Annotated in this window: 12 protein-coding genes; 4 read left to right on the top strand and 8 right to left on the bottom strand. The window is 64.0% G+C overall.

Features of this window, described 5'->3' with window-relative positions:
- Positions 1-37: 37 nt before the first annotated feature.
- Entirely contained in the window at positions 38-508 is a 471-nt protein-coding gene (locus QZT63_RS08520; RefSeq protein WP_290650302.1) for a cupin domain-containing protein, read from the top strand.
- Between the two features lie 324 nt (positions 509-832).
- Here QZT63_RS08520 and QZT63_RS08525 read toward each other — a convergent pair whose 3' ends face one another.
- Positions 833-1,135 carry a type II toxin-antitoxin system RelE/ParE family toxin gene (locus QZT63_RS08525; protein WP_290650304.1) on the bottom strand — a complete coding sequence of 101 codons (303 nt, stop codon included), beginning with the start codon at positions 1,133-1,135 and terminating at the stop codon, positions 833-835.
- On the bottom strand, positions 1,123-1,380 hold the full coding sequence (locus tag QZT63_RS08530; protein WP_290650305.1) for a type II toxin-antitoxin system Phd/YefM family antitoxin: 258 nt from the start codon (positions 1,378-1,380) through the stop codon (positions 1,123-1,125). Before QZT63_RS08530 ends, QZT63_RS08525 begins: the two co-directional genes overlap by 13 nt.
- A gap of 1,105 nt (positions 1,381-2,485) precedes the next feature.
- Between QZT63_RS08530 and QZT63_RS08535 the strand changes: the two genes are divergently transcribed.
- Positions 2,486-2,752: an EF-hand domain-containing protein gene (locus QZT63_RS08535; protein WP_290650306.1), complete on the top strand. Its 267-nt coding sequence runs from the start codon at positions 2,486-2,488 to the stop codon at positions 2,750-2,752.
- A gap of 181 nt (positions 2,753-2,933) precedes the next feature.
- On the opposite strand, the gene QZT63_RS08540 is transcribed toward QZT63_RS08535, so the two are convergent.
- A complete protein-coding gene (locus QZT63_RS08540) occupies positions 2,934-5,498 on the bottom strand; it encodes an FAD-dependent oxidoreductase (RefSeq protein WP_290650308.1) in 2,565 nt (854 codons plus the stop codon).
- Positions 5,499-5,806: 308 nt separating this feature from the next.
- Between QZT63_RS08540 and QZT63_RS08545 the strand changes: the two genes are divergently transcribed.
- Entirely contained in the window at positions 5,807-6,358 is a 552-nt protein-coding gene (locus tag QZT63_RS08545) for an NADPH-dependent FMN reductase (protein WP_290650310.1), read from the top strand.
- Positions 6,359-6,518: 160 nt separating this feature from the next.
- Here QZT63_RS08545 and QZT63_RS08550 read toward each other — a convergent pair whose 3' ends face one another.
- Genes QZT63_RS08550 through QZT63_RS08560 form a run of 3 tightly spaced genes read right to left on the bottom strand, consistent with a single transcriptional unit; the run spans position 6,519 to position 10,324 of the window.
- Positions 6,519-7,847, bottom strand: a complete 1,329-nt coding sequence (locus QZT63_RS08550; protein ID WP_290650312.1) for an HlyD family type I secretion periplasmic adaptor subunit — start codon at positions 7,845-7,847, stop codon at positions 6,519-6,521.
- Positions 7,844-9,535 (bottom strand): type I secretion system permease/ATPase, encoded by a 1,692-nt coding sequence (locus tag QZT63_RS08555; protein WP_290650314.1) that lies wholly within the window; start codon positions 9,533-9,535, stop codon positions 7,844-7,846. The genes QZT63_RS08550 and QZT63_RS08555 overlap by 4 nt, the downstream gene beginning before the upstream one ends.
- A gap of 9 nt (positions 9,536-9,544) precedes the next feature.
- Positions 9,545-10,324 (bottom strand): SapC family protein, encoded by a 780-nt coding sequence (locus QZT63_RS08560; RefSeq protein ID WP_290650316.1) that lies wholly within the window; start codon positions 10,322-10,324, stop codon positions 9,545-9,547.
- 334 nt (positions 10,325-10,658) lie between these two features.
- On the opposite strand from QZT63_RS08560, the gene QZT63_RS08565 reads away from it, so the two are divergent.
- Positions 10,659-11,960: a TolC family outer membrane protein gene (locus QZT63_RS08565; protein WP_290650318.1), complete on the top strand. Its 1,302-nt coding sequence runs from the start codon at positions 10,659-10,661 to the stop codon at positions 11,958-11,960.
- A 254-nt stretch (positions 11,961-12,214) separates the two neighbouring features.
- Here QZT63_RS08565 and QZT63_RS08570 read toward each other — a convergent pair whose 3' ends face one another.
- Together QZT63_RS08570 and QZT63_RS08575 are read right to left on the bottom strand one after the other, a co-directional pair.
- A complete protein-coding gene (locus tag QZT63_RS08570; RefSeq protein WP_290650320.1) occupies positions 12,215-13,363 on the bottom strand; it encodes a glycosyltransferase in 1,149 nt (382 codons plus the stop codon).
- A gap of 161 nt (positions 13,364-13,524) precedes the next feature.
- Positions 13,525-13,962 (bottom strand): hypothetical protein (locus tag QZT63_RS08575; RefSeq protein ID WP_290650322.1); only part of this gene is annotated, 438 nt, incomplete at its 5' end.

Below are 13,962 nucleotides of genomic sequence, written 5' to 3' on the forward strand. Positions count from 1 at the left end.
AACATCAAGTAACGACAGTAATACGGAGGACTAAGCCATGAATACGTCTCTCGGGAAACCACTCCTCATAGTCGCACTGCTCGGCCTGTCGGGCGGGCTCGCGGCGGCGGCAGGAAACGGGCACCAGGTTGTGGTTCCGGACCAGATCGAGTGGCAGGAAGGTCCCGACTTCATCGAACCGGGCGCCGAGTTGACCCTGCTGGCCGGCGACCCCGCCGAGGGCGCCTTCACGGCGCGACTTCGCCTGCCAGCGGGCTACGACATCCACTCCCACTACCACAGCGGGAACAAGTACCTGACGGTCATCTCTGGGGCCCTGCACATCGGCTTCGGCGACGAGCTGGACAAGGATCAGGGAATGAAAGTATCGGCGGGGTCGTTCGTGAAGGTGCCCCCGCACCACAACCACTACGAGTGGTTCGAGGAGGAGACGGTGCTCCAGGTGCATGTAACCGAGCCGTTCGAGGTCAACTACGTGGACTCGGACCTCGACCCGCGTAATCGGTAAGCTCGAGAGGCCGACCCGTTCAGGCCACTGGCAGGCCCCAGGGACCTGCCAGTGGCCGTCAGGCAAATGGTTGGAGACAGCCGGGTCCCCCACAGCTGCCTGCTGCCGCAACCAGCGCGCGCACGTTCCGCCTCGCGGGCCAGCTGTTCGGCGTGGCTGCTCGGCTCGCCGAGCCGAATTTCGGCTTTAGTGTTTCTGCCGGTTAGGACAAAGAAGAACGGGCTTTCCCATCGCTGTGGGACTGCAACGCAGTGTAACGCTGAAGCGCACCATTGTCTTTGACCCGGCGATGCGGAGGCAAAGGCATCCGGATTCCGCGCCTTGTTAGCTGCTGCCCAGCATGTAAGCACGAAGCTGCCGCTCCTCTCTCATGACATAGAGAACAAGTACACGATTACCTTCTCCGCGGTAAAAAATACGACATGGAGGCACCACAATTTCCCTGTAGATGGAATTGGGCAGTTCGGGTGGAATTCTCCCAGATTGTGGAAAGTCCTCCAGTCGCCCTGTTTTATCGAAAACTTCTTCAACTAGATTGCTTGCAGCTACCGGGTTATCCAGAGCAATGTACTCGGCGATGGCGTCCAATTCTTGAATGGCTGGCTCCGTCCAGATTACTTCAGCCATTTACTCATTTTCTCGCCGGCCTCGCTTTGGCTGAAGGTCCTGCCCTCAAGCACAGCACGCTCTCCCCGTGAGAGACCTTCAAGTAACTCAAGCCGGCGCTGCATGAATTCGTAGTCCTGAACATCGACGAGGTACGCCGATGGCTGGCCATGCTCCGTAATCAGCACCGGCTCTTTAGACGCGTGCAGGTCGGCCAGAATTTTTGTGGCTTGACGCTTAAGGTTTGTAACAAGCTCAACTTTCATGGGCATCCCCTAAATCAAACGCGAAGTGATATTTTAGTATCACTTCGCGCTCAAGGCAACCGCAGCTAATCGGGACAGGGCGGGGCACCACGGCCCCGCTCCCCCCTACGCCACCGCGCATACGCATCACGTACCACGGCGGCTCAATAACTGGATTCGTCCCCGTCACCGCGCTGCCGGCGCCGGCTATTGTTCCCCGCGCTCGGACGTGGCGGCGACGGCGCAACCCTGGCCGCGAGGCCAATGCCCAAGAGCAGCGTGCAAGGCGCCTTCCGCCCGGCGAGGCAGCAGGCCGGCATCCAGAGCGTGCCGTCTTGGTGCACATCCTTCATCCCTCCTATGCCACACCCCTGCTCGAGGCCGGCGTCAACTCCCGGGGCGTCCTACAGTACCTCGGCCAGCCCCAATGGGCACCGCAAGGTCATCGAGGCGATCTGCCTGTGTAGCCACCAGCGGCTGGGCTACACGACGCTGTTCGCCTCCACCGACGGCGCCTGGTGTCGCATCCGCATACCACGCCACCCCAGCGAACCCACGCCGCTGAAGCAATCCCCTGATTGACAAAGCGCAGCAGCCAACCGCCCCGGGCTTCTTGAACAATGAATTGAAACGACCCTGCGGGATCGTCTCAATCCCCATCGTTAGGCCGGGCGTGCGACGAGCTATTCCCCTAACTCGGGCATCGAGAGCGCTCGACAAATCTTCCGGACGAGCCTGTCGGACACCTCAGTATATCGAGGTCCAGCCTCTACCGCCCCAGTCTTAGGGTTCGTCCAAAGAGAATGCGGGCGACCTTCTTGTTTCAGGTGAAAGCCGTGGCGCCAAAGGTGTCGTAGAAGCGCGGCTCGTTTCACTCGATCGTAATAGTTTCACGATCCGCATCATCAGGGATTCCTCGGAGCCCATCCTCTCGCCGGTCCTCACGGATTAGCGCGATCGCGTCTCGTGAATCACGACGAAAATCAGGTCATTGAAAGAAAATCCTGGACTGCGTGCCGATATGAGTGTATAATAAAGAGTGCGCCGAAGGCTTCGGCGCGGGGTCTGATCGAAGGCTCGGATCAGGTCCACACTTCAGATGCCTATCCTTACGGATGGTTACTCAATGAAAAGCAGGAATTGGCTCACAGTGGGCACCCTGACGATTGCCTTTGTGGCGCCAGGTGTAGTTTTCGGCGCAGACGCAGTCGCCTTTAACAAGGTGGATGCAAATGGCGATTTCGTGATTACCGTTGAAGAGTTAAAGGCATTGCCCGAGCTGCACGGGCAGTTCGGCAAGCTCGACCGTGACGGGAATGGATACCTTGACCGAAAGGAATTTAATCGGGGTCTGGACAACGCCCTATCCACGCGTGCCAGGGAAGCAGGTTAACGCGGTCAACGGCCGCGTTAGAGGAGCCCACAGCAGACAACGGATCGTCGGGGCGCGCTTCGGCGCGCCTTTTCTTTGCGCGCGTTTTCTTTGCGCGCGCCAGCGCGCACGCTTTGCACTCCGGGCGCTCACAGCCCGACGTCGGAGCTATGAGCGCCCAAACACGGTCACCCTGACTTCTTCACGACCGGGGCCGCACATTCTCCGGGTCGTAGAGCGCCCGGTACCCCACGGCTTCGATGCGCACCGGGTAGTGCTCGTGGAAGTACTCCAGGAGCAGCTGCCGGCCCTCTTCGGCGTACTGCCGCGGGATGTAGCCCAGGGCGATGGTTTTGCCGACCGAGGGGCCATAGGCGACGCTGGTCGTGTAGGAACGCCGGCCCAGGTCGTCCACCAGCACGTCACCGGTCTCCGGGTCCAGGAGCGGCCACTGACCGACGGGATAACGGGCGACACCCTGGCTGTCGACGTTGTCCATCAGGGTGAGCGTGCACAGGTAGGCCGGCTGGCTCTCCCGATCGCGCTGGGCGAGATATGCCTGCTTCCCGTGAAACTCGGCCGCCTTGACCTTCGGGCGGGCAAGCCCGGCCTCGTACAGGTTGTACTCCGTCAGCAGATCGGCGTTTTGCAGGCGCAGGCTCTTCTCCAGGCGCCGGCTGTTGGCGTAGGTCTCAATGCCCACCGGCGTGACCCCCTGCTCATAGAACAGATCCCACAGGGACAGGCCGTAGCTGAAGGGCACGTGCAGCTCCCAGCCCTGTTCACCCACGTAGGAGATGCGGAAGGCGTAGACGGGCATGCCCTTGACGGTGATCTGCCGTGCGCTCGCGAAGGGGAACTTGTCATCGGTCAGGCCGTCCGGGTGGTCGGCAACAGCCTGCAGCGTCGCACGCGCGTTGGGGCCCCAGAGGCCCAGGCAGGCCAGGTGGTCGGTGCGATCGTCGATGTAGACATGAAAGCCCTTGCGCGAGGCCATGTGCTTCATCCACACGTAGTCCCGATGGCCGGTGTCGCCGCCGCACATGACCCGCCACCGGTCCTCGGCCAGCCGGATGACCGTAAGGTCCGCCTTGACACCGCCCTCGTGGTCCAGGAAGTGGGTGTACACGCCCTTGTCGATCGGGGTGTTACCACCAACCTTGGCGACGCAGAGGTACTCCATCACCGCCTCGGCATCGGGCCCGGAGACGTCGTAGATGGCGAAGTGGGAGAGGTTGACCATACCCACGTTCTCTGAGAGCGCCAGGTGCTCCGCGTTGGACACACGCCAGAAGTGCCGGCCGTCCCAGTCACTGGTGCGCTCCGGGATGCGATCGCCATAGCGCTCGAGCAGGTGCTCATTGGCGGCGTAGCCGTGCGCGCGCTCCCAGCCCGCCGCTTCCATGAAGTAAGCGCCGAGCTCCTTCTCCCGCGGCCAGAACGGGCTGCGGCGCAGGTTGCGCGCCATGGTGTAGGGCTCCCGCGGGTGTACCGGCGGGTTGTAGATCTTGAACGCCGTCTCGTAGCAGCGGTCATGGATGTAGCCCGGCGTCCTCTGCACCGGGTAGAACCGGGCGACGTCGATGCCGTGGTGATCGATCTCGGTACGGCCGTCGGTCATCCAGTCCGCAAGCACCTTGCCGGCGCCGGGGCCGTCCTTCACCCAGATGGCCTCGCAGAACCACAGGCCGTCGGTCTGCGGTGACTCGCCGACGATGGAGCCACCGTCGGCGGTGACCGACAAAAGGCCGTTGAATGAGCGCTTCTCGTCCAGCCCCAACTCGCCGAGGATGGGCGTGAGTTCCATGGCCCGCTCGAGGGGCTCCATGATCTGTTCGACGTCCAGGTCGTGCTGGGAGGGCGACAGGCGCGCCTGCTCCTTCTCGAGGATGTCCCGCGGGTGAACGAGACGCGGCGCCTTTTCCTCGTAGTAGCCCCACTCGATGTAGCCGCCTTCGCTGGTCACAGGGTCGCCGGTGTCGCGGAGGTAGGCCGAATTGCCCTGATCGCGCAACAGCGGGTAGCCGATCTCATACCCGGTGCCCTTGAACTCCTCATACGGGCCGAACCACAGCAGCGGGTGCTCCACCGGCATCATGGGCAGGTCCTGCCCGGCCATATCGGCAATCAAGCGCCCCCAGATGCCCGTGCAGACGATCACCTGTGGGGTCTTGATGTACCCACGCGGGGTTTCCACGCCGCAGATACGGCCGTTGCGGATATCGATGCCGGTGGCCGGCGTATTGGCGAAGGTCTGCAGCCGGCCCGTGGCCTTGGCTTCTTCCACGAGCTCCCCGGCCACCTGCTGTGAGCGCGGGATGACCAGGCCAGCGTCCGGGTCCCACAGGGCGGCCTGCACCAGCTCCTCATTGAGCAGCGGCATGCGCTCTTTGGCTTCCCCGGCGCTGATGAGCTGGACGTTGGTTCCGAACGCCTTGCCAGAACCCACCTTGCGCTTGAGCTCCTCCAGCCGCTCATCATCGCCGACCCGCGCCACCTCCAGGCCACCGATGCGCTGATAATGGCCGCGCTTCTCGTAGAAGTCCGCGCTATACATCGTCGTATAGCACGCCATGTGATCGTGCGAGGTCATGTAGCAGAAATCGGACGCGTGCGAGGTGGAGCCCACGTCGGTCGGGATCATGGACTTGTCGATACCGACGATGTTCTCCCACCCACGCTCGATGAGGTGATGGACCACCGATGCACCGACAATCCCGCCCTGCCCGATGATGACGACGTTTGCGGATTTCGGAAAGTTCGCCATTGCCTGTGTCTCCTAATGGCACCGCCGGTGGGGTTGCCAAATCTCTATGGTGGTCGACGCTACGGGGTGCCTGAATCGTAACCAACGGGTGGCGGGACAAGCCCCTGCTTCTATGCTGTACACAGGAAATTGTTACTAGCGGCGAGACGTTCCACTATTCTCGGAGCGCAGCCTTCTGTTCAATGGCGGACATCGAGGGTAAAGGTGGCGCAAACCCGACGGCGAGTAGCGTGGTCCGGCACCCGCCAGGCCTGTTCGCTGCATCCAGAGAAACTCGGCTGCTTGGCGCCTACACAGGAGGAAACGCTATGCCTCACCTGATCGCCTTATCCGGCAGTCTCCGCCGACAGTCCCACAATACTGCCCTGGCCCGCGCGCTGGCCGAACTCGCCCCCGATGGCTGGACGGTGGACGTGGTCACCCCGGCTGGCGTCCCCCTGTATGACGGGGATGTTGAAGCCGAGCACGGGGTGCCCGATGTGGTCACCGCGCTCAAGGATCGCATCGCCGCGGCAGACGGGCTGATCCTGGTCACGCCGGAGTACAACCAGGGCGTGCCGGGCGTTTTCAAGAACACGATTGACTGGCTCACCCGCCCGCCAAAGGACATTGCCCGGGTGTTCCGGGGCAAGCCGGTTGCCCTGTGTGGCGCGACGCCCGGGGGCGGCGGAACGCGGTCGTCGCAGTACGGCTGGCTACCCATCCTGCGCACCCTCGGGACACGCGTGTACTCGGAGCATCTCCTGCTCGTGCCCGGGGCGGGGAAGGTGTTCTCCGCCGATGGAGAACTCCTCGACCAGGACATCCGCGACAGGGCGCAAGCGCTCATGGAAGGCTTCTGCAGGTTCGCCGAAGGCTGAAAGGTGATGCACGGATTGCGTCTCAGAGGCATTTCGTACGGTCACGGGGTTAAGCCGGCGCGAACACGATAGCGAGGCGATCGACGGGTCCAACACGCGCCTCGATGAGCGCGTCAGGCCCGGCGACTGCCATCGCCGTGCCTGAGAATGCCGCCAGTCGTCACTCCCGGAATGCCCGGCTCAGCGCATCACTTAGCGGTCGCAACAGATACGACAGCAACGAGCGCTCGCCGGTCCGGATCATGACTTCCGCGGGCATCCCTGGAAGCAGCGGCTCGTCGCCGATGGCAAAGCGGCGCGCGGATTCGTCGATATACACCCGCGCCAGATAGTAGGCCTCGCCGGTGTTTTCATCCTCGAGCCGGTCAGCCGAGATGTGGATCACATCCCCCACCAGGACCGGCGTCATCCGATAGCTGTACGCCGTCAAGCGCACATCAGCGAGCTGGCCCATCCGCACGCGATCGATGTCCTCCGGCCGCACGCGGGCTTCGACCACCAACTCTGCATCCGTCGGCACGATCTCCGCGATTCGGTGCCCGGGTTCAATCACGGCGCCCTCGGTGTGGATATCCAGATTAACGATCACCCCCGTGGCAGGAGCACGCACTGTGGTGCGGGCAGCGCGCCGCTCCAGGGCGTGTCGCTGCTCATCCAGGTTGTGAAAACGCTGCTCCACCTCATTAAGTCGATCCGCGATCTCGGCCTGACGCTCGCTACGCCGTTGCGCGACGTGTAACTCCGTCTCGGTGATCTCCACGCGCAAACGGCTGATATCGGCCTCCAGCTCAGCGATATCGCCACGATTCTCGACAATCAGGCGCTCCAACTCGCGCGCGCGTCGTCGATCCATGAGCTGCTCTTGCACAAGGCCGGATAGTTCATCGAGCTCCTCCTCGTACTGCGCCCGCATCTCACGGCGCGCTTCAACCACGGCCTCGAGGCCGCGGATTTGCGCCCGCAATGCCTGCGCCCGCTCACGCAGCAGATCCACCTCTGCCTGAAAGCTCTCCCGCCGCGTGTTGAAGATCGCCTGCTGCGCGGCCAGAGAGCGCGCAAAGTGCTGGTCCGCCGCGTCTTGTGGCTGCGGAATGAGTGTGGCGATGGTGTCCCGTTCATCCCGTTCAGCTTCCAGGCGCAGGCGCTCCGCCCGCGCCGCCGCATGCTGGGAACGCACGGTTTCCAGTTCAGCGCGAACCTCGGTGGCGTCGAGTTCCACGAGAATCTCCCCGGCCGCGACCGAGTCCCCATCGCGGACGTGGATGGTATCCACCTGCCCGCCATCGAGGTGCTCGACGGCCTGGCGATAGGAATCCACCTGCACGACCGCCGGCGCCACGGCAGCGCCATCCAGTTCGGCCAGGGCCGCCCAACCGCCAAACACCCCAAAGGCCAAGGCAATGATCCCCACCCCAATCCAGCGCGAGCCGCGGTCACTCCGGGGTACCGGTGGCGCCGCGGTCGACCCTCCCCTGGGCTTGACATTCATGGCACGACCCCGGCCGCCGTTCGATCAGAATGCGCAAAGCGTTGCAGCATTTCGTCGCGCCCTCCAGAGGCGAGCAAGCGCCCCTCCTTGAGCACAATCAGACGGTCCACCCGCGCGAGCACGGAGTGCCGGTGCGAGATCACCAGTTGTGTCTTGCCCTCCTGGCGCCCCTGCTCGAGCACCCGGGCCAGGGCCGCATTGCCGGCGTCATCGAGGTTCGAATTGGGCTCATCGAGGACCACGATCGGGGGCTGGCCATAGAGCGCGCGGGCGAGCGCAATGCGCTGCCGCTGTCCACCGGAGAGCGTCACGCCCTCCGGCCCCAGATCCGTGTCGTAGCCATCACGGAGCTGGAGGATGAGCTCGTGCACGCCGGCCGCCTGCGCTGCAGCCACCACGGCCTCGTCATCGACTTCGCCGAATCGGGCGATGTTCTCCGCCACTGTGCCGTCGAATAACTCCACGTCCTGGGGCAAGTACCCGACGCAGGGGCCGAGTTCGTCGGCGTTGTAGTCCCTGACATCCGCCCCATCGAGGCGGGCGTGGCCAGCGCGCGGTGGCCAGACACCGAGCAGCGCGCGCACAAGGGTTGATTTACCGGCGCCGCTCGGGCCGATCAGACCCACACACTCGCCCGGATCGACGGCAAAAGACACCCCGCGCACGGCCGGCGCGTCCGCACCAGGCGGGACCACCACCAGCTGCTCGGCCTCGATGCGACCGCGGGGCCTGGGCAGAGAGTGCCTGCGCCGCCTCGGCGGGTAGTCGGCGAGCAGCTTCTCCAGCCGTTCGAAGGAGAGCCGCGCGGCAATAATGCCGCGCCAGTTGCCAATCAAAGCGTCCATCGGCGTCAGCGCCCGACCGAGCAGGATCGTCGCCGCGATCATGATTCCCGGGGTGATCTGCTGGTGGATCGCCAGGTACGCCCCGGCTCCAAGAATCAACGATTGCAAGAGCAGCCTGAATGCGCGGCTGCTCGCATAGAAAGGCGCCGCCCGATCCGAGGCCTGAGACTGGAAGCCGATCACGCGCTGCTGGCGCTCCTGCCATCGCTGCCGCAGTCGCTCCACCATGCCCATGGCGGCCGCCGCCTCGGCATTGCGCAGCTGACTGGTGAGGGTGCGCTGCGCGGCGACCTGCTCGGCGTTGGCCTGGTCCAGGGGGCTGCGGCTCATCAGGTTATTGGCGACGGCAAGCAACAGCAGGATCAACGCACCGGCAACCGCGACCCACCCCAGAACCGGGTGAAACAGGAAGATCACAGCAATGTAGATCGGCAACCAGGGGGCGTCGAAGAAGGCCAGCAAGCCATTGCCGGTCAGGAACTGCCGAACCGTATTCGCATCCTGTACCGCCTGGCCATCCCCGCCCTGCACGTGGAGCCCGCGGCGAAACAATGCATCAAAGATGCGGTCGCCCATGAGGCTGTCCAGCCGACCGCTCGCCCTGACCAGAACCCGCGAGCGCACCCACTCCAACGCCCCCAGAACGGCCATCAGGGCGACGACGATGACCGTCAGCATCACCAGTGTGGACTCGCTGCGACTCGCCAGGACGCGGTCATAGATCTGCAGCATGTACAGCGGCGGCACGAGCATCAAAAGATTGATGAACAGGCTGAACAACGCCGCCGCCCAAAACGTGCCGCTGCAGGCTTTTACCGCATCGCGCAACTCTGAACGCTTCATTGACGGGTCTCAGGCGTCGAAGTTGAACCGGATCTCCTCGTCGGAACGGGAGCGATTCCTTCTCTTGCCGTCCGGGCCTTGCTGTCGGGCGCGCGCCTGCGCAAGCCTGACAAGTCGGGGAAGCTGGGCCATGGAAAGAAGCTGCGCATAGGCAAGTGCGACAGCGTTGTCATCGCGCAGGGCTACAAAGGCGTCGTTATCGAGGCCGTTAAGTGCCTGCTCATCGACCCGTTGCATCCCGTTCAAACGCCAGTGCTTTCCGGCGACCTCCACGGTCGGCGACCAGTCCGCAAGCAGGCCCGCCTCCGACAGGCGGCGGCAGGCCCGCGCTGTTGCTCGCATGCCACCCTCGAACTGCCTGAGCAAATCCACGATCCGGCTGAAGTGTTCACTGGCCTCACCGTCATCGGTAAAGAGTCGCTCACCATCGGTGTCCGCGAGCAGCTCGGAATCCATGTCGACCGCGACACCCATATCACCATCGCCGGAACGGCGCATGAGAATGAACGGGTAGCGGCGAATCGCGGCTGGGACATAATCCTGCAGCCACCGACCATCCGGTGCGACCAGGAGGTTGGTCCGAGTGTCAATTCCAAGCAACGCCATCGGGCGCAATCCGTTTCGCCCGGAGTCCAGAAAACCGATGGGCAACCGCGCCACCAGCTGCGGGAGCTCTGCAGCCGAGACGGGCATCACTGTCTCTCCCCGGGCAAATTCATAACCTTGGTGGGGCCGCAATCGCTTGCCTGCGTGGTCCTTGCTCGACAGCGCCACGACGTTCCGATACATGGCCGACGATACTCCCGTAAATACCCGCGCTTAAAGTGGCACCTGCTCTTGGAGTCTTGGCGTTGAACGCAGTAACGTCAACGAGGTCTCCAGCATTGGCTTTTGCAATTGTATCATCCTGTTTGGAATTAATTCAGCGTGCCCGGGAGCCTGTGTCCCCGATAATCGGTGTGCTTCACGGCGCTTCGCGCACCTGCCATGCTTGAGGTGCGCCTGGGCCAAAAAGGGAGGACGATGCGCATTGCGCCAAAGGACGCGCAGTCATCAAAGGGCACCACGAATGCGCGGGCTACTGCACGTTTCCAAACGACTCGTAATCTTGTGCGGGCTACCCGTGCTCGCTCATGCCGATCAACCGCCGGGGTTCGCCGAGGTCTACGAGCACGCGCTCGAGGCTGACACCCGGCTTGAGGCGAGTCGCCTCGGTGTCGCGGCATCCAGCGAACGGGAGCGTGAGGCGCTCGGCGCCTGGCTGCCATCGGTATCTGCCAACCTCGGCATTGACCGTGCGCGCAGGGACGAGCGTGAGGCGCTCCTCCCGGGGGCCGACCCAGGGGCACGCACGTTCACCCGCCAGCAGTACCAGATCCGGCTCGAGCAGCCCGTGTATAACCGCGCAAACTGGGTGCAGATGCGGCTGACCGAGCGCGAGACCGCCATCAGCGAGCTCGAGCAAACCTCGGAGGCCCAGGAGCTGATTACCCGCGTCGCCGAAGGGTATTTCGACGTCCTCATGGCGGAGCTGGAGACTCAACTCGCCGAGCGCGAAATCGATGCCCTAGCGACTCAGGCCCGGCGCGTGGACGCACTCTACGAGCGGCAACTCGCCTCACAGGCAGAGCGCATGGAGGTTCAAGCGGAACTCGAGCAGGCTCGCAGCGATGCCCTGCGTCGGCAACACGGGCTGGAAGACGCGTTTGAGCGCTTGCGCGAGATCACCGGTCGGCGCTATACGGCCCTGCGCTCCCTCGATGACATCGCAATCGAACCGCCGGACCCACCCGAGCTGGACCATTGGATCGACAGGGCGATGCGGAGCAATCCGCGGCTCGAGGCGGCGCGCCAGATCCACCGTGTCCAGCGCGAACGCATCGCCCTCGAGCGCGCCGACCATCATCCACGCATCGACCTGGTCGCCAGCCACACCTACTTTGACGACGTCGACGACGAAGCCGACCTGCCCATTGGCACCCTCGGGCGCCGGTTCAACGAGACCGTCGTGGGGCTCCAGCTCACCGTGCCACTGTACCAGGGCGGTCGGGTCAGCGCCCGTGCCCGGGCGGCCGAGCAAGACGCCAGGCAGACCCAACAGCAGGTCGATGGTTTCCAGCGTCAACTGCTGAGTGAGGTGCGAAGCTCCTTCCGGGATGTCGGGCGGGCGCGCAGCACGGTGGCAGCGCTCGAGCGGGCGGTCGAAGCGGAAGACGCTCGCATTCAGGCCATCGAAGAAGAGCTGAGAATCGGCCGCCGCTCGGTCGTGGACCTGCTGGACGCGCGCCGGGAACGGTTCGAATCCCGCCTTGCCCTTGCCCAGTCGCGCCTGGATTACCTCAACGCGCGGCTTGCCTTGCGCCGGGCCGCCGGCGCGCTGGACCAGGACGCCGTGACCTGGGTCGATGGTCTGCTCGAAGGCTAAGAGCGGCGCGCTGGCAACCGAGGCGTCATGCGGGATAGGACAATGCAATGCTCCAGGATGTTGTGCGCCTGCGGCGCGGTTGGTTTGACGGTGGATTACGCTGCGCTAATCCACCCTACACCCTTCGCTCTGGCCTCGGCGCTCGTCGGAGGGCGGATTAGCCGAAGGCGTAATCCGCCGTAAAACCGATTGCCGAAGGCACTACCCGGGGATCCGACCTCACAGTCGAGAGGCGGCGGGCTGAATCAAGGCCCTTAGGCAATTCGGCGCCCTGCTGCCTCCGCTGCCGAGGCAATGATCTCCGCGTACAGATCCCGGTAGGCAATGGCACTGCGTGAGATATCCAGGTGGCTTTCGAACCGCTGCCGGGCAGCTGCTCCGAGCTGCGCCGCGACGTCGGGGGCGGCGGCCAATTTATCCATGGCCTCACCCAATGCCACGGCGTCGCTGGGAGGCACCACAATCCCTGTCTCACCACAGCGGTTCACGTAGGACGTGCCCGTGCCGATATCGGCTGTGATCATGGGTCGACTGGCCATCGCCGCCTCGATCAGGGACACGCCGAAGGCCTCGGAGCGCTGGTGGGAGGGGAAAACCAGGGCTCGGCACAGATACAGCAGCGCCTGTTTATCGTCGTCCGGAAGATAACCCGTGAAGGTCACCCGGTCGTTGAGGCCGAGGCGATCAGCCTGTTCCCGCAGTTGGCGCGCCATCGGCCCGGAGCCAACGATTACCACCCGGTGCCGATTGTGCCGCAGAGTCTCAAGAAGGATGTGCAACCCCTTGTAATAGCGCAACACACCGATAAACAGGAAAAAGCCCTCACCGACGCGTTGCCGCCACTGCTCAACCTCCTCAGGCCGCACTGGGGGATAGCGCCGCTCGTCAAGGCCCAGCGGAATCACCCGCATCTGCCGATGCCCAAGGGTGCTCAACACCGGACTGCCTACCATGTACTGGGGCGAGGTGGCCACCACGGTCTCCATTTGCGCCATGAACCGGCGCATCACGGGCCGATAGAGACGCTCAAGCCGCCGCTGCCTGACAATATCGCTATGGTAGGTCACGAGGGCCGGCTTGTGGCGCCCCATGAGCAGGTGCAGAACATCGGCAAACGGCCACGGGAAATGATAATGCAAAACATCAGAATGGCGTACCAACCGTCTGAAAAATAACATCGTGTTCATGGACATGGAGCACGAGGCCAACTCCAGGTGGCGCCGGCGCTGGTGCACCACCGCCCGGCCCTGACGGATTGGCCGTGAGGCCGGCTGCGGGCTCAGTGCAAAGACATGGTTACGCACACCGAGCCGGCTGGTCCCCGCACACAGGTGGGCCAAGGCTCGCTCGATGCCCCCATCGGAGTCCGGATAGTAGCTGCGGAATACGTGTAAGACGCGCAACCTGGCCTCCGCACTGCTCGTCTAGGGACACCCTACTGCACTACCGCGCCAGGGGCTCCGACCAGGGTATCCTGGTCATGCGGACTTGCGAATCCACTATTCATCGGCGTCCACTGGCTGTTGCCAGCGTACCCGCCCGATTTGCGCCCGGGCGAAATCGGCTATTGCTCCGCTGCCTGCACCATGGCCGCCAGCCGCAGGCTGCTGCGCTGCCAGCATCGCGGGGCCGCCCATGCCGGAATCGCCGCGGCGAGCGCATCCAGCCGCTGCGGGTTTGCGAAGAGCCGGGCGATGCCCTCGGCCAAGTCCACCGGCGTGGTCCCCGGCAGGGTGGCGGATACTGGGGCGATATCGGCAAAGATCGGCAGTGGGGTTGTGGCGACGGGGCGGCCTGCAGCAAGGGCAAGGCGAGCGGCGCCGCTCGCTGACTCGCCGGTGTGCTGATAGGGGAAAACGATCAGGTCCGCGGCCGCAAGCCGCGCGATGAGCGCCTCTTCCGGATGATGTGCGGTATCGAGCGTCACGCAGCCTGCCAGGCCGTAGTCTTCGATGCGTGCGCGACACGTTGCCGCCGCTGCCGTGCTGCGCGCGTCGTCCAC

This window comes from Aquisalimonas sp., from assembly GCF_007120195.1.
Lineage (GTDB): Bacteria > Pseudomonadota > Gammaproteobacteria > Nitrococcales > Aquisalimonadaceae > Aquisalimonas.